The 17,131-nt window shown below is 40.3% G+C and carries 15 protein-coding genes; 5 read left to right on the top strand and 10 right to left on the bottom strand.

From position 1 onward, the window contains the following. Positions 1-207: 207 nt before the first annotated feature. Positions 208-1,620 carry a LysM peptidoglycan-binding domain-containing protein gene (locus ACYP5M_RS17460; protein WP_459735377.1) on the bottom strand — a complete coding sequence of 471 codons (1,413 nt, stop codon included), beginning with the start codon at positions 1,618-1,620 and terminating at the stop codon, positions 208-210. A 136-nt stretch (positions 1,621-1,756) separates the two neighbouring features. On the opposite strand from ACYP5M_RS17460, the gene ACYP5M_RS17455 reads away from it, so the two are divergent. The 3 genes from ACYP5M_RS17455 (at position 1,757) to ACYP5M_RS17445 (ending at position 4,695) form a co-directional block, all read left to right on the top strand. Further along, positions 1,757-2,167: a hypothetical protein gene (locus tag ACYP5M_RS17455; protein WP_459735324.1), complete on the top strand. Its 411-nt coding sequence runs from the start codon at positions 1,757-1,759 to the stop codon at positions 2,165-2,167. A 117-nt stretch (positions 2,168-2,284) separates the two neighbouring features. Further along, positions 2,285-2,662, top strand: a complete 378-nt coding sequence (locus tag ACYP5M_RS17450) for a hypothetical protein (RefSeq protein ID WP_101224781.1) — start codon at positions 2,285-2,287, stop codon at positions 2,660-2,662. 1,283 nt (positions 2,663-3,945) lie between these two features. Then, on the top strand, positions 3,946-4,695 hold the full coding sequence (locus tag ACYP5M_RS17445; protein ID WP_434168509.1) for a sulfite exporter TauE/SafE family protein: 750 nt from the start codon (positions 3,946-3,948) through the stop codon (positions 4,693-4,695). Between the two features lie 78 nt (positions 4,696-4,773). On the opposite strand, the gene ACYP5M_RS17440 is transcribed toward ACYP5M_RS17445, so the two are convergent. Together ACYP5M_RS17440 and ACYP5M_RS17435 are read right to left on the bottom strand one after the other, a co-directional pair. Beyond that, positions 4,774-6,378: an ABC transporter permease gene (locus ACYP5M_RS17440; RefSeq protein WP_434168508.1), complete on the bottom strand. Its 1,605-nt coding sequence runs from the start codon at positions 6,376-6,378 to the stop codon at positions 4,774-4,776. Beyond that, positions 6,378-7,295, bottom strand: a complete 918-nt coding sequence (locus tag ACYP5M_RS17435) for an ABC transporter ATP-binding protein (RefSeq protein ID WP_459735323.1) — start codon at positions 7,293-7,295, stop codon at positions 6,378-6,380. The genes ACYP5M_RS17440 and ACYP5M_RS17435 overlap by 1 nt, the downstream gene beginning before the upstream one ends. Before the next feature lie 154 nt (positions 7,296-7,449). On the opposite strand from ACYP5M_RS17435, the gene ACYP5M_RS17430 reads away from it, so the two are divergent. Then, the gene (locus ACYP5M_RS17430; protein WP_452445026.1) at positions 7,450-8,037 is read left to right on the top strand and encodes a TetR/AcrR family transcriptional regulator; all 588 of its coding nucleotides are present in this window, start codon (positions 7,450-7,452) and stop codon (positions 8,035-8,037) included. 51 nt (positions 8,038-8,088) lie between these two features. On the opposite strand, the gene ACYP5M_RS17425 is transcribed toward ACYP5M_RS17430, so the two are convergent. From ACYP5M_RS17425 to ACYP5M_RS17400, 6 genes are all read right to left on the bottom strand, one after another. Next, a complete protein-coding gene (locus ACYP5M_RS17425) occupies positions 8,089-8,595 on the bottom strand; it encodes a hypothetical protein (protein WP_452445025.1) in 507 nt (168 codons plus the stop codon). Between the two features lie 349 nt (positions 8,596-8,944). Beyond that, the gene (locus ACYP5M_RS17420; RefSeq protein ID WP_101224786.1) at positions 8,945-9,643 is read right to left on the bottom strand and encodes a GntR family transcriptional regulator; all 699 of its coding nucleotides are present in this window, start codon (positions 9,641-9,643) and stop codon (positions 8,945-8,947) included. A 670-nt stretch (positions 9,644-10,313) separates the two neighbouring features. Continuing rightward, on the bottom strand, positions 10,314-11,780 hold the full coding sequence (locus ACYP5M_RS17415; RefSeq protein ID WP_101224787.1) for an aminoacyl-histidine dipeptidase: 1,467 nt from the start codon (positions 11,778-11,780) through the stop codon (positions 10,314-10,316). A 39-nt stretch (positions 11,781-11,819) separates the two neighbouring features. After that, positions 11,820-12,428 (bottom strand): VanZ family protein, encoded by a 609-nt coding sequence (locus ACYP5M_RS17410; RefSeq protein ID WP_459735322.1) that lies wholly within the window; start codon positions 12,426-12,428, stop codon positions 11,820-11,822. A 658-nt stretch (positions 12,429-13,086) separates the two neighbouring features. Then, positions 13,087-14,103 carry an ABC transporter permease gene (locus tag ACYP5M_RS17405; protein ID WP_459735321.1) on the bottom strand — a complete coding sequence of 339 codons (1,017 nt, stop codon included), beginning with the start codon at positions 14,101-14,103 and terminating at the stop codon, positions 13,087-13,089. Further along, positions 14,100-14,825 carry an ABC transporter ATP-binding protein gene (locus ACYP5M_RS17400; RefSeq protein WP_459735320.1) on the bottom strand — a complete coding sequence of 242 codons (726 nt, stop codon included), beginning with the start codon at positions 14,823-14,825 and terminating at the stop codon, positions 14,100-14,102. The genes ACYP5M_RS17405 and ACYP5M_RS17400 overlap by 4 nt, the downstream gene beginning before the upstream one ends. A 118-nt stretch (positions 14,826-14,943) precedes the next feature. Here ACYP5M_RS17400 and ACYP5M_RS17395 point away from each other — a divergent pair, with 118 nt between their 5' ends. Next, entirely contained in the window at positions 14,944-15,543 is a 600-nt protein-coding gene (locus tag ACYP5M_RS17395; RefSeq protein WP_434168502.1) for a TetR/AcrR family transcriptional regulator, read from the top strand. Between the two features lie 45 nt (positions 15,544-15,588). Here the strand turns inward: ACYP5M_RS17395 and ACYP5M_RS17390 are convergent, their stop codons facing one another. Beyond that, positions 15,589-16,842, bottom strand: coding sequence for an MFS transporter (locus tag ACYP5M_RS17390; RefSeq protein WP_434168501.1), 1,254 nt, complete (start codon positions 16,840-16,842; stop codon positions 15,589-15,591). Positions 16,843-17,131: the final 289 nt, after the last annotated feature.

Below are 17,131 nucleotides of genomic sequence, written 5' to 3'. Positions count from 1 at the left end.
TTTAAAGAGTTCTCATTAAAATGAAAAGGACCACCATATGGCGTCCTCGATTAAGTCCCTTTATCGACTCAGATTCCAAACGATTATTAACGTTGTTATAAAAATCCAATTCTTGAAATGCATTCCGAAATCACTAAAATAGACAGCTTTATAATAAAGCTGCCCTTCATATATATATTTTGATACACCTTGCTGTAACAAAACACCCTACAGTTTCCGTACAATAAATGTATCCCCAAGCAGTTCCCAATTCTGTGGAAAAGGATAACCAAGTACCCAATAACTGAGACCCCTTGACCTGTAAATTTTCACCAAGTCGAATTTGGCTTTAGCACTGCGTGCGTCCTCAAACCAAACTTCATGTGTGCGCCCCTGATTATCTTTGTACCTATAATAAGGTGATTGGGCTGTCTCGTCATATTTTATTTCTACATTATATTGGACGGCGCGTCTGATGGCTTCCTGCATGTCGAAAGTCTCTGCTTCCTGCCCCTCTTCATGAGGAATAAGCCAGTCCCGTGCATAAATTTGAAATCCTATGAAGATTTTATTTGTTGGTATCACCGTTACGGCATAGTCAAGGACACGCTTTATTTCATTAATGGGAGAGATTGCCTGCGGCGGCCCCTTTCGGTAACCCCATTCATATGTCATCAGCACCACGAAGTCGAGCAGCCGTCCGTGAACTGGATAATCATGTGCCTCAACTAATGGCCCCTTTTGATTGGCGCTAGTTTTTGGGGCAAGGGAGGATGACACAAAGTAACCCTCAGGATGCAATCGATCCACTGCTCTTTGGAGAAAGCGATTATAGAAATCACGGTCCTCTGGTGCTACACTTTCAAAATCGATATTCAATCCACGGTACCCTTTATTTTTCATCGTTTTTATGACGTTGGTTAATAATGTTTCCACTAAACTTAAATCGGAAAGTATCGTATGTGCAAGCTGTGTTCCCGCTTCCGTTGCGGAAAAATTCGTTATGCACATCATGGGTATGACGCCAGTTGACTGTGCCGCCCGTATCGTCGGGGTGTCATCTATGACTTCTAAGCTGCCATCTTTCCTCATTCTATAACCGAATGGACTTACGTAGGTCAAATCGTAGGCTACATCACGTACCTGCTCCGCACCGGCTTGCCCGTAAACGTTTGTAAAACCATTTACATCAATGATAGGTTTTGGTTTCTGGGGAATCCTTATTATCCTCCCGATATGAATATTGGACGGATCTGTAATCCGATTCGTTTGCATAATGGCTTGAACTGTCGTTCCATAACGTCTCGCTATATCATAAAGGGTATCTCGTTCCCTTACGGTATGATAAATAACCGGGATGGTTAGTCTCTGCCCTGGATAGATAGCGGAAGGATTTGTGATGCGATTCGATTGCATGATTTCCTGTACCGTAATTCCAAACTGATTTGCGATATTATTTAGAGTATCACCTTGCTGAACCCTGTACTGAAGATAAGGTTCAGGAATCAAAAGAGCTAGGCCAATCACCAGCTTATCTGGATTTTCAAGGCCATTGATCCGAACAATCCGGTTGATACTGACACCATATTGCTGGGAAATTCCCCACAAAGAATCCCCCCTATTCACCACATGGATTTTCACATGCACAGCCCCGCTTTCCTTCAAAATATTCCCTTCATTTTATTCCCTGGATAGCCCTAATATGTTTTTTTGCGTTCAACACTCATTAAATAAATGTGTTCATAAGCCTGTGAAGGATATAGGGGAAAAAATAATAATGGCAGCTATCAATTCCAGGGAATGTATTGAGGACTTGTCCATGTATTTTAAAAGAAACTACAGGCATGATAATACGATTTTTAGAGGGGATTTTGAAGCCGAAGTATTCCAGAAGAGAACTATTATTCAGAAGGAAAGGATTCATTTAAGATTCAAAGCTTATGAGCATGAAAGAATTTCAGCATTGGCCTATTCCATGGATTGTAGTGTTAGTTTAGCAGCAACTATGCTGCTGATTGCTGGTATTAGAAATCGAGACGCCTCTACACAAATGGTGGATTCAGAGGTAATTAGTTTACCTGATCCGGGAAGGCTTAAAAGTTTAAAGATGATTCAGAAATACATTTCAAAACTGAATGACGAGCACATTTCACTTTTTTCTCTAATTTCTTATGTAGCGCTGAAGTAGTGGATACTACAAAAACGCTTCGTGAAAAAGTGAATCTTTGGATAGATGATAATATAAAAAATATTGATTAGAATTATATGGAGAATAATAAGTCAAAACGGGTGAGGAGGAATGAGCATGAAAATGTTTAAAATGAGTGCTGTGGCATTGGTCGCTGCGTTGTTGTTCCCTTCTTCTACATTTGCAAGTGGCTGGGATTACTTAGGAGAACAATCTCTTTATTCTAATGGTGCTGAAAGTGATGTGTTTGCCTCTACTGGTGGTGATTATAAGATTTGTCGGGATTCTTACGTGGGTCCAGCTGGTAAGTTAAAAGTTGAATTATGGGAGTATGATCCTGACAGTTATAATGATTATGTAGGGGTAAGATATTTAGATCGAGGCCAATGTGGTATTTTCCGGGGTATTGGTAACTTTGTTGATGGAGGAAATGAAGCAGAATTTTTTGCGAAATCAAGGACTAACAGTGATATGCATTTAATCTTTTATGATTAATTCACTAACTGAATGAAAAAAAGACCTGAGATTGATTCGTAAATGCTAAAGGATATTCTTCTAAAATATATATATAGGGTTTTTTAGGCTGAAGTATTTCCACTTCAGCCTTTTCTTATGCAGGAAAATAATTATTTGATTTATCTAAATGGAAAGTGTCATAACTTAAAGGTATTGGCAGAAGAAAGAGCATAAGGAAAAACTGTCCCCAACTAAGTTGTTGAACTAGGCAAAGCCTAGTGTTTTTGTGGGTACATGTAAACTACTCCATCAATGTCCCCTTTGTGTCCCCTATTTTATTAATTTATTGTACGCAGTTACACCAAAATAAACCACTTGTAGCCAAGGGGTTTATTTTCTTTCACTTTTATTGTTTATGTATGATTTTATTCAGCTAAAAAAGGAAGTTTCATAGCGTTAGATTGATTGTCCTTTTTTTCTCTTCTGTTATTTAAGGACTCACCTCTATCAAAGGATTTGGCGTTTATTGTGTACCCCTGCTGGGCACACAATAAACAAGGACCATCTTTATAATGATGGTCTTTGTTTTGGTTAGCAGATTAAACTTTAAATTGAATAAAGCTTGTAATTCCAATTATCATAGCGATTATTAGAATGGATACTACACTAATAAGTATTTTCTTCCAAGTTTTCATATAATTACCTACTATATGTGAAATTTATTTTTTTACAGAAGTTTTTATACTACCTGAGAGTTTTCCTAGATGATTTCCTGATACTTTAAGATAAACATTTCCTATTTGTACAATACCAAGCGATCCTACTCCAACTTTATAATAAAAAGTTACCTCTCCGTAATATTTTTTATTATTGATATAACCACCATAATAAGTTAAATCTGCAGCGATGGTTGGATTATAATGATAGACTACTTCTCCTTTAGTTGAAAGGGCTGATGTAGCACCACTAGAAGTATAATTATATTTTCCTGTGATTTTATATTTTGTAATAGGGACTCCTAAAACTCCTAAAGTTCCAATATGACTAATTGTTTTTGTTTTAGTTGATGCGAAAGTAGAAATTAATGGAGTTTCATCTGAATTAACACTTCAAGATATATAACGCTTTTCCTGCCTTGTTTTCGACTCATAAGCAACAAAAACAAAGGATGTGTACCTCTCTATTAAGCATCATTTCAAACACTTCACAAAGAGCGTAAAACGCCTTAAATAACCCGTTTTAAGCATGGTTCCCCCAACCTAAAACCAGGTTGATATGGTATAATTTATATAAGGGTTATTGTGCTTTTAGGAGGTGAAAGAATGACGATCAGCAGCATCATATTGGTGGTGGCGGCAGTGTTTATCGGCGCCTTGATGCGGACGATGTTCGGGTTCGGTGAAGCGATTGTCAGCATGCCTTTGCTTGCCTTACTTCATATTCCGCTTAATACTTCGGTTTCCTTGATTGGATTGGCCGGTCTTACCGTTGCCTCGCTAACCGTCGTTAGCGGATGGCGGCATATTGAACGCTCGGTATTAATCAGGCTGGCGGCTTCAACGGTGATCGGCATACCAGCCGGCCTGGCTTTGCTCCATTACGCACCTTCTATGATCATCACTTCTGCACTGGGTGTTTTTTTGGTTGCATATGGGGGTTATTCTCTTCTAAAGCAAAGACTTTTTCAGGCTGTGGAAAAACCATTACTTATCTCGAAGGGCTGGGTATGGCCGTTCGGTTTTGCGTCGGGAGCCCTTGGCAGCGCCTATAACTTTAATGGGGTGCCGGTCGTCGTCTATGGAACTTTACGAAGGTGGAATCCAGATCGATTCCGCGGAACATTGCAAGCCCATTTCCTAATTTCCGGAATCCTTGTCGTGACGGGTCATGCGCTAGGCGGACTTTGGACAGCCGATTCACTTATTCTTTACGCTTATTCCATTCCAACTATATTACTTGCGACTGGTCTCGGAATCTTCATGAATAAGCGGATTCCTGCGAAAAAATTCGAAAGCTATTTATTCTTTATCATCATTGCGCTAGGTGTACTATTATTAATTTCCCATGACTGATAACCAAAAGCCTGATTTCTCATTGAAACAATGAGGAATCAGGCTTTTTTCAGGAATAATAGAATCATAGTTGAATCGTCAACCTCGGATATCCCGTTTGTTATATCCGGTAAAGCCAATAGCCAGTAATACTATGGCTATGATGGTAAGCATGGATACTTTCATGAAGTCGATATCTTCAACAGGAAGTTTCGGAATATGGCCAAATGGCGTTAGTTTACTCATCCATTCAGGGAATTGAAGCATTCCCCCTAAATAAACGACCAAGATTGAGTATGTCAAGTAAAGCCAAGTCAAGCCAGATAATTTTGGTACAAAGCCAATGAACAGCACGGCAATGCCAATCATGATCCACATCGCAGGCAGGTAGACCATTGCTGCACTAAATATAGTGCCGAAAGCAACCCCTTCATCCATCACTGAATTCCCGACTGCCCAAAGACCGATGTCAGCAATCGCAAGCATGAGAAAACCGCTAATAACGGAGATGATAAGATAGCTGCCCATAAGCCTTGTGCGTGATACAGCGCGGCTCAGTAAATGTTCAGTATAGTTCCTTTTTTCTTCCCCTTTAAGCTTTAACATCGCCATTATAGGCGGGATGGTGCATATCATTGAGATGACTGACATCAACATTGTCAAGAATTGTTCCGTCAGCGAATAGCCTTCAACTGGCGTCAATAGTTCGGCCATCATTTCATTTTTTGCAAAAAAGGATTCTAAATCACCTAAAACGGAACCGTAAGATGTGCCTAAAATGAACATCCCGGCTGCCCAGGCAATCAATCCTGTTCGCTGAAGCCTTAGCGCGAGACCAAGCGGACTTTTTAAAAAGGATGAAGCATATTTTCTGCCAAGCTTAGCCGGTATGAATCCAGCTTCCAAATCACGGATGGCATTCAAATATAGAGATAGTACAACCAAAATGATTGCCCCACCGATCGTAAGGATGATTGGCCACCAATAATTATTCACATATACCTCTGAACCTAAAACCCAACCCAAAGGTGAAAACCAGGAAAGTGTTTCATTGCTGACATCCCCTATCGCCCGAATAAGATAGGAAAGAAGCAAAACAGTGATGGAGTAACCAATCGTACCTCGCGCACTCTCCGTAAGCTGGGCAAATAATGCCGTTATCGCCGAGAAGAAAATACCGGTTGCCCCTAACGCAGCTCCATACATAAGGGAACCTTCCAAATCCATGCTTTCAATTCCCAGAGCATACAATCCGAAACCCGTTATTAACGCGATCAATGCATTCGTACCAAACGATACGGAAATGGTTGCATATAAATTAGCCAACCGGCCTGCCGGCAAAGAACGGATCATCTCGATACGGCCGTCCTCTTCATCTGCGCGTGTATGGCGCGTAACAAGTAAAATACTCATTATCCCAACTGCAATAGCGGTTAAAACTAACATTTGATGCGCCATCATCGCTCCGTTTGTATAGTCATCCAGGCCGTAACCTTTCCCCACCATCGCTGTCATTGCAGGATTCCTCATTGTTTCTGCAATGGTTTGCCTTTCTAGTCCAGTCGGGTACAGATCGGTGAATGCCATTGCAACCATAAATGTAAGGACAGATAGGGAAATTATCCAAACAGGAATCCGAATCCGATCTTGCCGTACGATTAATCGGGAGAGTCTTCCTGTATTATGATAGGACTGGTTTGCCATTATAACGCACCTCCCGCCCCAGAATCAGAAGTCTTCCTTTCACCTTCATAATGGCTCATGAATAAATCTTCCAATGTAGGCGGCGCGCTTTCCAATTTCACAATTCCAAATTGGCATATATACCTCATAACATTATCCAATTCATCTGTATCCACTTGGAATGAAAGTGCTTCGTCTTTCTTCACGATATCCCGAACACCTTTTACACTCAATAAAGCAGAAATAGGCTGCTTCGTTTCGACAAGCAAGCTTGTTCTCGTCAAATGACGCAGCTCATCCAATGTTCCCGTTTCAATGATTTGCCCTTGACGAATAATACCCACTTTATCGCATAACCTTTCCACTTCAGAAAGAATGTGACTGGAAAGTAAAATGCTTTTTCCTTCATTTTTCGCTTCCATCACACATTCCTGGAAAACCCTTTCCATCAATGGATCTAGACCTGATGTTGGTTCATCCAAGATATAAAGGTCGGCATCAGATGAGAAAGCAGCAATCAAAGCAACCTTTTGCCGATTCCCCTTTGAATATGTTCCACATTTCTTGGAAGGATCCAAATCGAATTTTTTTATTAGTTCTTCCCGTCTGCTTTTATTGTTCGCCCCGCGTAATTCAACAAATAGATCAATAACTTCTCCGCCTGTTAAGTTGGGCCATAGGTTCACATCTCCCGGAACATACGCAATTCGCTTGTGAATTTCAACCGCATCTTTCCATGCATCCTTGCCAAAAATCTTCGCTTCTCCATCCGTCGCTTTTAAAATCCCGAGCAGCACACGGATCGTTGTCGATTTTCCAGCACCATTAGGACCGATGAATCCAAATACCTCACCTTCATTCACTTCAATGTTCACACCATTTAAAGCTGTAAACCTTCCAAACTTTTTCGTTAAATTCGTTGTTTTCAATACTGACATCCCTCATCCACCTCTTCCTCTGAAAAGAAATTATGAAATGTTTTCATTAATTTAGTTCATAATATATAAAATAATAATTCCTGACAATAGTTTATGAACTTATTTTATTGTTCTATTACATATTTTTAATTAAACTAAGGTTGAGGTGAAATAAATGGACGGATTTCAACGCCGCAGGGAACAAAAGAAATTGAATATACTAGAGGCTGCCTTAGCTTTGTTCATGGAGTATGGTGTCCAAAAGATTTCGATTGGGGAAATAGCCAAAAAAGCAAATGTATCTCAAGTTACGATATATAATTACTTCGAAAGCAAACATAATCTAATTCATGAGGTTTTTGTTTATTATACAGATAAGGCATTGGATGAATTTGAACAAATACTGGCCAGCAACATGGCCTTTCCTGAAAAAATAAAGCAGCTCATGTTCACGAAGAATGAAACAGCCAAACAAATTCATGAAGATTTTTATCAATATTTAATGAAGGAATATACTTCCGGAATCAATTATATGGAAAAAATATATACAGAAAAGGCCCTGCCCCGCTTTATCGATCTGTTTAACCAGGGGAAGAAACAAGGATATGTTGATCCTGACTTATCTAATGAAGCGATTTTATTTTATATAAAAGCAATGAATGAATATATCCAACGGGAAGAGGTTTATCAAAGCATCCTGCCTTTGACTGAGGATATTATGAAGATTTTGTTTTATGGGATCGTTGGGGAAAAAGAGAAATGATTTAAGAAAAAACGGTGTGAATCGATATCTCCCATTCACACCGAATAAATCTTATTTAAGCTCATTCAATTCCTTTGCCAAAATGGATTTCCTTAAACCTCTTTGACGAATGAATTCTCTCATTTCCTCTGGACTTTGATAGGAAAGCCTGAAGTGATAATAATTAATATGCTCGATGATGGCGAAAACATAAAGAAACGAAAACCAAAATACTCCTGACTCAAATGCATTTAATTGATAAAAAAAGGCTGCTATTCCTAGGGCAATAAGGAAAAGGTTTAATCTTTTAAAGAATAGAAAAATCCGTAATTGCGTATAAGGTAAATGGGCGTAATGGTTTTCTTTAGCGCGTTTCCATTTAAGAAACCAATATAAACTTCCTTGAAGTAAAATAAATTCCAGTAGGACGAACGCATACACAGATGAAAATGAAGTTAAGTAGGAATCAGTCCAATCATGCTGCACCAGAAACGAAACCCACATTACAGCAAAAATCACAGTTGCCATCAATTCTCCTGTATATAAATGAAATAATTTTCTTTTCACCCTTTTTTGCATAAGATTCCCCATTTCCAATACATTGATTGATAAGAATGCAAATGTCCTCAATCTATTAATCTTTTCTTCTTGAATTTTAACCCCATATATTTAATATACGAAAAACAAAGTTTTCCGTTTCATTAATTCCGCTATAAGTTCTGTTCTGCTTAATGAAATTTCCGGTACTTGGGCAGGAATATATGTATCACTAATAGTAGATCAAGTAAAACTAAGATAAATAATAAGAGCGATTGCTAATTAATGCAGTCGCTCTTTGTTTGAATATTATTTGATATTATAATCTGTTATCGTTAATCGATCATATCTCCGGAATCTTTTAATATCCTGAAAGAATTTCCTGCCCTCATTAAGTCAATGTTAATAATTTGGCTGAAGTGTAATTATATTTCTCGATTGATAAATCAAAAACGGCTCCCGCTTTTAAAAAGACCGTACTTTCAACTATTAATGTCGGATCACCTGGCTGCAAGTCCAAAAGCTTGGCATCATCGTCATTTAGTTTTTCACATGAAATGATTTTATCTGCAAAACCAATATTCAACTTCAGATCCTCGACTATATATTCATAAATGGAACCATTTGCGATTTCTTTATTTATGATTGGAATGATATCTTTATTGAAAAAGGACTCTTCTATTACAATGGGTTCACCATTTAAATATCTAACCCGTTTGAGGTTATAGATTTTGGTTTTCACATTGCATTTCATTTGCTTGGCCAATTTTTCATCGGCTTCAATTAATTCTAACTTCAACACTTTACTTTTCATTTCATCATTTGGAAACACTTTGGTTAAGCCACCCATATCCCTCATCGAAATGCAGCCCGGTCTGGAAAATTCCCTTAGGAATATGCCGCTTCCTTGCACTTGATAGATATAACCCTGCTCAACCAATATGTTGATTGCTTTTCTTATGGTATTCCTGCTGACATCGAACTTCTTCATCAACTCTTCTTCAGTAGGTAACTTTGTATTTAATGTATATTTTCCTTCTAATATTTCTTTCTCCATTTGTTCTACGACCATTCTATACTTTACACCCATATTTCCATATACCTTCCTCTATACATAATGATTTCGAACAATAATTAATGATAGGTTTTCTTTACAATAGTTTATTTTATAACGATTGTAAAGAAACCTCTGTTTCTTTCAGAATGTAGACAAAAATTCGATGAAAAGCCAGTTTACCTGGAGTTTTTTCTAAAAAAAGATTCGAGTTGATTTCAGAAATCCGCTCCCTTTCCGCCGACTGCCCGCCAAGCCTCCTCGACGCAAGCGCCTGCGGGGTCTCGGCTAGCCAGTTATTCGGCAGGAGTGTCGCAAATTTCTTCAATCCAATAAGAATTACAGAAAAAAACTTAAAGGATAAACTAGTCTAGTTTTTAGACAAATTCGAAGAATCGCATTTGCCTGCGGTTTTTTCTTAAAAAAGTTCCAGTTGATTGGAACGTAAGGCACGAGACTCCTGCGGGAAAGCGTGGCCAAGGGAGACCCCGCAGGCGACGCCGGGGAGGCTCCTGGACCGCCCGCGGAAAGCGCGGAGTGGAAATCAACGATCAGATTTACTAACCCTCAAAAACGTTCCAGCTGATTTCAGAGGCCCACTCCCTTGCCGCCGGCTGCTGCCCTCAAAAAAAGAGACATCCAATCGATTAACGATAGGATGCCTCCAAATCTATTGAATGCCATATTGCCGTTGCCCAAACATTGTTTATAGATCTTTCATCCGTTCTAATGTGTAAACAAAATATTCCCAGTTGTTTATGGTCGAAGGGATGCTTAAGTGTTCTTCAGGTGTATGTACGGAAAACATATCCGGTCCGATTGAAACAGTATCCAGCCCTGGTATCTTATCTATGAATACCCCACACTCGATCCCTGCATGCACAGCGATGATTTCAATATCCTCATGATATTTTTCTTTGTATGTCTCTTCAAATAATTTCTTGAGTTTCGAATCAGGATTATAGGGCCATTCCGGATAATCCGCATCAATCAATAGCTTGCACCCAAGCATGTCGGCAATCACCTTTGCCTGCGTGACCATATTATATTTGATGCTTTTGACCGAACTCCTGATTTCACTTTCGAATATCATTTCCGCTTCATTTGTTGTAACGACCCCTAGATTCGTCGAACTTTCCACTAATCCTTCTATTCCCATACTCATACCTTGAACGCCATGCGGGATTACCAGTAAGGAGGTAATGGCTTTAGTCACCGTCTCTTTGGAAAAAACGTTTGAAGAAATCGTTTCGATCTTTTCAAATCTAATCGATACCTCAGGGTCAGAAGATTGCAGTTCATTTTTAAAAGTATCCTCCCATTTCTGGAGTCTCTCCGTTATCTTCTGAACATCTTCTACAGAAATCAGTACAGTCGCCTCTGCTTCACGAGGAATCGCATTCCCTTTCAAGCCCCCGTTCATTTGCTGTATGAAGCAAGGAAAGTCTGTCGTTAATTCATGTAATACTCTGCCCAAAAGTTTATTGGAGTTCCCTCTTTCCTTATGGATGGACATACCGGAGTGTCCGCCCTTCAACCCTTTAATCCTGATATTATAAGATACAGCTTCAACAATTGAAGCCGATTCCCATCCGATTTGCAGGATTTGCCGAACTCGTATTCCTCCAGCAGAGCTAACCAGCAGCTTTCCATCTTCCTCCGAATCAATATTGATCATCAATTTTCCCTTGAAGTGAGCCGGATCCACGGCAAGTGCACCGTTCATTGTCGTTTCTTCTTCAGTCGTTATGACTATTTCAAGAGAGGGGTGCGGAATATCATTCGCATCCAATAATGCCAAAGCATAAGCAACGGCAATTCCATTATCCGCCCCCAATGTTGTATCCGTTGCATACAACATGTCTCCCACAATCCTTAATTGAAGCGGATCCTTCTCAAAATCATGAAGCGTTCCCTTGTTCTTTTCGCAAACCATATCCATATGCCCCTGGATAATGACGGTAGGTGCATTTTCATATCCAGTTGTGGCAGGCTTTTTGATAATCACATTCAGCGCCTCATCCTGGATCACCTCCAGGTTCCTATCCTTAGCGAAGCGAACCAAATAGTCACTGATCGCTTTTTCGTTAGCCGATCCTCTCGGGATTTTGGAAATCGCTGCAAAATAATGAAACACAGGATGGCTCGATAATTCTTCTAACGTGCTATACATGAAAATACACCCTTTCATTTAACATAATTGTATTGCCTCTCATGCTTTTACTTTTCCAGAACGGAGCACTACGACTTTCTTGAACAAAGGATGCAGAAGGTACCCCAGGTAAACACCAATCATATTCAGGATCAGGTCATCGACATCCAAACTTCCGCGCCGAAAAACAAACTGACAGATTTCGATGACTGAAATCGAAAGTAATGGATATAGAAATTTCCTTTTAGCTGAGGGCTCTTTCCCTTCCCTTGACAACAAATACAGGCCGAATGGAATGAACAGCCCGACATTGGCGCTAAGGTTATAAAATGACACAAGCCAGTTCATTTCGTTCGATAAATATGAAAGAATCGTAGAAAAAGGAATCAAATTATACGAATATACCTGCCCTTCCGGCCGAAAGAACAGCAAAACCAATAATGATAAACTGTAACTAAACAATGCTGACTGCCATAAAGAGCGCGGAATTCTGACCGTTTCACCTCGAAAATAAAGAACCGCAAACGAAACGAAAAGAAGTATACAACACCAGACAACCATGATTACCAAAGGATTCAAATATAATAGAAGCCGAAGAAAAAAAGGTAAACCGCACAAAAACATTGCTTGCGACAGCAAAAGGGAAAGCATGACCGATTTTAGAGACATATAACTCCCCCTTTCTATTTCTTTCCAAATCAATTCATATCCTTATATCCTAGGACAACTTTAACAGCCCGTCAACAAACTACTTCAAAGGGAAGCTTTTTAGAATGAATCAACCGATGGGAAGGATATTTCGTCCTTCATCCCCGATAATTCATTCGATGTGTGGGTTTATTCGACCTACATCCGGATAATTCGACCGATGTGCGGGTTTATTCGACCTACATCCGGATAACTCGACCGATGTGTGGGTTTATTCGACCTACACCCGGATAACTCGACCGATGTGCGGATTTATTCGACCTACACCCGGATAACTCGACCGATGCGTGGGTTTATTCGACCTATACCCGGATAATTCGACCGATGTGCGGGTTTATTCGACCTACACCCGGATAACTCGACCGATGTGTGGGTTTATTCGACCTATACCCGGATAACTCGACCGATGTGTGGGTTTATTCGACCTACACCCGGATAATTCGACCGATGTGTGGGTTTATTCGACCTATACCCGGATAATTCGACCGATGTGCGGGTTTATTCGACCTTACTCGGATAATTCAACTGTTGTGTGGAATAATTCGATCTTCTTCCAGTAAAACAAAAAGCCGCTTCCTCACTTTCCAGGAATCCGGCTTCTTTTGTTAAGTTGTTGATTTCATAGTGCACGGTATTTTTTTAAGCTAATGATATTGATGGTGATAAAAACGACGGCAAAGGCCAGGAGAATGAGCAGATCCATTGAAATCTCATTGAACGTGAAGCCTTTGTACATAATGCCGTTCATGGCATCAGAAGCGTAATAGAGAGGCATGATCTTGCCGATTTTTTGGAGCCAGTCTGACATGCCCTCCAATGGGAAAATCCCTGTAAAGAAGACTTGAGGCACGATGACCAGCGGAATGAATTGTACCATTTGGAATTCAGATGTCGCGAAACTCGATAGCAATGTACCAAGCGATAATGCAACGAGCGCGACCAGTATATTCGTCAGTAAAACGAGCCAAATGGAGCCAACAAGGACGATATCCAATACATTGACAGCATATAGTACGACAATTATGGTTTGAACGAGAGCAAATAAGCCATATCCGATCACATAGCCCGCTACGATTTCGTATCTTTTAATCGGGGTGGCAAGCAGCCGTTCCAAAGTACCACTTGTACGCTCCTTCAAAAGCGCAATCCCCGCTATTAAAAATACAAAGAAGAAAACGAAAAAGCTGACGAGCATCGGACTGAAGGTATCAAAACCCTTTGTGTTGGCATCTCCGTAAACATATTTCTCCTCAATTGAAGGAGTGTTTTTTTCATTCCCTTGCAAGCCTTGCATCATTTGCATTTGAACGGCTTTTGCCCGGGTCGGTTCGTCGTTCAAAAGTGTGAGTTTCATTTTCCCATTTTCAACATCCAGCCAGCCATCCGTATTCTTTTCAATCATCTTTTCCTGTGAGAATTCCTCAGCAGCCGACACTTGAAAATCCGCTTTTTTCAATGCTTTAACGATCGTTTCATCACTGCCTGTAACAACGATTTTCAAATCACTTGCCTCTGTATCGAAAATAAAATACATGAGCGTTAAAATGAGCAATGGAGCCAGGAAAAATAAAGCGAGCGTCCTTCGATCCCGGCGCATCTGCTGGGTAATGCGAGTAACAAGAGAGGCAATTCTCATTTTAAGCCGCCTCCAATCCTTAAAAAAACATCATCAAGCGTTTCCGCGGCAAATTGAGTTTTTAAAGCTGCAGGGGTTCCTGCCGCGATGATTTCACCTTCACGCAGCATCGCCAGTTTATCGCATCGTTCCGCTTCATCCATCACATGCGTCGTGATGATGATCGTCTTATCATCTTCATTTCTTAAACGCTCAAGTTCCTCCCAAATCGATTGTTTCAGCAAAGGGTCTATTCCTACTGTCGGTTCATCCAAAATGAGAATCTCCGGATTTTGGATGAGTGCAACCGCCAGTGACAGACGGCGTTTCATTCCCCCGGAATAATGCGCAACCCGAACGTTCAAATCATTCGTCAGCTGTACGATTTCAGCTGCATATTGAATCCGTTTCCTTCGTTCCTTTTTCGAAAAACGGTATAGTTTCGCAAAAAATTCGAGGTTTTCAGCTGCCGTCAGTTCTGTATATAAAGCATCGGACTGTGCCATATAGCCGACATCCATTAACAGTGCTTCATTTGGCACTTCATGATCCAGAACCGTGACTTTACCCGCATCGGGCTTAATCAATCCGACAATCATTTTAATCAAGGTCGTCTTTCCGCATCCGGATGGACCTAACAAGCCAAAAATTCCGCCTTTTTCAATATTCAGGCTCAATGGCTGAATGACCTTCTTCTGCTGAAAACACTTAGCAATTCCATCAATGGAAATCGCCTTTTTCATTGCACACACATCCTCCCTCTTTAATTAACACGGTGTTGAGTGTATCATCATTTTAAGGTAGCATTCGGTCTAATACAATCAACACATTTGGAAAAATGTTTAGTGAAGGAGACATTCCATGGCATCGATTCATGAGGATATGGTACAAAAGACGAAAAAGCAGATACAACATCATTTTATTGCACTTGTTGAAGCAGAGGGGTTCTCACATGTATCCGTGAAGAAAATCGCAGAGCGCGCCAACATTAATCGGGGCACATTCTATTTGCATTACACAGATAAATATGAATTGATGGATCACTTACAACAGGAATTGTTACATGAACTTCAAACACGCATTACTGCCATTTTGCCGAAAGAGGCTTTTTTGGCTCTTCATCAACAGCAACTTTACCCGCCTTTCATAGAGATTTTTCAATTCATCAGTGAACATGCTCACGCATTAAGGGCCATTCTAGGTGATCAGGGCGACCCTTCTTTTGCGAAAAAAATAAAACGGGTTTTCGGTGAAGTACTGTTGGAGCGTTTGATCAGCCTGCATCCAGCAGCTAAAGATGAAGCATTCCGCATGTATATGCACGCCTTCCTGACATCGGCGATTTTAGGAGTGATACAGGAGTGGCTAGAGAACTGTGAAAAACAAACGGCGGAAGAAATGGCGAAAATCCATTTTCATATCTTGAACTTCATCAGCCAATTGCGCACATTCATCCAATGAACGATTCATCAAAGGCATGTTCCATCAACATGCCTTTAAATCGGATTACATCTTTTCCTTCGCTTCTACATCACTAACGGAATAATACCTGCTCTTGGAGGTCTTCATACTAAGCATCGACAACCATATGGATAAAGCTAACATGGTCAGGGAACCTGAAATCACCACAAACCGAATCGAAATGAAATGGGCAGAAACACCAACGATTGCGGTAGTAATGATGATCAATAAAGCTTCTAACAAGCCAAAAACACTTCCGACCCTGCCCATGATTTCCACCGGAATATTATTTTGATAAAAGGTTTGAAAGCCAGTGTTGGCAAAAGCCAATGAAAAGGCAATGATGAAAAATCCGATGGCGGCCAGTGAAAAGGAATTCGAAAAGGCAAAGATCATATAACCTATCGAGACAAATAAAGATCCAAGACCGATCATGTGCGAGATTTTCACTTTACTGATGAATACGGCATTGACTATGGCACCAGCAATGATGCCTGCCCCGGCGACGCTTACAAGGAATCCGTAATCGCTGTCCGTTAAAAGGAGCACGGCCTTAGCAAACGCAGCTTCTTGGGAATCGATGGCCGTTTCCATCACCACCATGCAGCTGAATAAGAAATAAATGAGCATGATATAGGAAGATTTCCGGCTGAAGTCCAGGACGATGCCCCAATCTTTTTTCATGATGGTCCAAGACAGGTAATGACTGGATTGTTCAAGGGGGTGATCCTTTTCAAGATTAGGCATCAATAGAGTGATGATTCCGGATAACAATAAGGCAGCCGCGTTAATATAAATCGCTAAAACGGGCGTACCGATCAAGAAAAGGATACCCGCTAGCGCCGGTCCAATCAAAAAAGCTCCAGAATCCATTAAGCTTCGTAATGAATTAAATCGTTTCCTCTGTTCAATGGGTATTAATTTTGTTATATATGACCTAGATGTTGTTCCGAACATGGCCCCTGCCATATTGATCACGAAGACAAGGGAATAAATGACCCAAATAGAAGAAGTCAATGGCAGCAAGGCTATGAATACCGTGCGAAATAGGTCAAGTGCCGCCATTAGATTCCGCTTATTTATCCGGTCGATCACGCTCCCTGCCCACACATTCGTAAAAATGGCAGCCATCGGTTTAACGATATAAAGTCCAGCTACCGCCAAGGCTGAACCAGTCATATCCAGAACGATTAAATTAAGGGCAATGAAATAAACCCAAGAACCAAAGTTGGAGATACCTATTCCGCACAAAAGAATGGAAGGGTATTTCCAGGATACTAATGCATTTCTTAATGTCATCGCTTCTCCCCCTTTGATCGTACAATATAAAACCCCGTCCCCAAGCAATCCGTCTCGGGACGGATACATCCCCAACAATCCTCGGCTGTTCTCGGAAAGTGGTATTTCATTTTACTTTTCTTTACGTCCACATTAAGCATTACTAAATTTTAACATTATCGGTTCAAAACTGTATATAACGCAAAAAAACTCATTATAATAAATGAGTTTCAAAGCAAAACAAGATATGGATTTTTCGCTCAGCGTTCCGGATAGAACACAGGGAATAAATAATTGAATACCGCTAATG

Source organism: Peribacillus sp. N1 (genome assembly GCF_054600815.1).
This window is presented reverse-complemented; position numbering and strand designations above follow the sequence as displayed.

Coding starts and splice junctions, on each gene's coding strand:
- ACYP5M_RS17425 (WP_452445025.1), bottom strand. CDS start 8,595: ATGCAAAAAAGGGTGAAAAGAAAATTATTTCATTTATATACAGGAGAA.
- ACYP5M_RS17400 (WP_459735320.1), bottom strand. CDS start 14,825: ATGAAAAAGGCGATTTCCATTGATGGAATTGCTAAGTGTTTTCAGCAG.
- ACYP5M_RS17395 (WP_434168502.1), top strand. CDS start 14,944: ATGGCATCGATTCATGAGGATATGGTACAAAAGACGAAAAAGCAGATA.
- ACYP5M_RS17435 (WP_459735323.1), bottom strand. CDS start 7,295: ATGTCAGTATTGAAAACAACGAATTTAACGAAAAAGTTTGGAAGGTTT.
- ACYP5M_RS17420 (WP_101224786.1), bottom strand. CDS start 9,643: ATGGGTGTAAAGTATAGAATGGTCGTAGAACAAATGGAGAAAGAAATA.
- ACYP5M_RS17440 (WP_434168508.1), bottom strand. CDS start 6,378: ATGGCAAACCAGTCCTATCATAATACAGGAAGACTCTCCCGATTAATC.
- ACYP5M_RS17450 (WP_101224781.1), top strand. CDS start 2,285: ATGAAAATGTTTAAAATGAGTGCTGTGGCATTGGTCGCTGCGTTGTTG.
- ACYP5M_RS17405 (WP_459735321.1), bottom strand. CDS start 14,103: ATGAGAATTGCCTCTCTTGTTACTCGCATTACCCAGCAGATGCGCCGG.
- ACYP5M_RS17445 (WP_434168509.1), top strand. CDS start 3,946: ATGACGATCAGCAGCATCATATTGGTGGTGGCGGCAGTGTTTATCGGC.
- ACYP5M_RS17410 (WP_459735322.1), bottom strand. CDS start 12,428: ATGTCTCTAAAATCGGTCATGCTTTCCCTTTTGCTGTCGCAAGCAATG.
- ACYP5M_RS17390 (WP_434168501.1), bottom strand. CDS start 16,842: ATGACATTAAGAAATGCATTAGTATCCTGGAAATACCCTTCCATTCTT.
- ACYP5M_RS17430 (WP_452445026.1), top strand. CDS start 7,450: ATGGACGGATTTCAACGCCGCAGGGAACAAAAGAAATTGAATATACTA.
- ACYP5M_RS17455 (WP_459735324.1), top strand. CDS start 1,757: ATGGCAGCTATCAATTCCAGGGAATGTATTGAGGACTTGTCCATGTAT.
- ACYP5M_RS17415 (WP_101224787.1), bottom strand. CDS start 11,780: ATGTATAGCACGTTAGAAGAATTATCGAGCCATCCTGTGTTTCATTAT.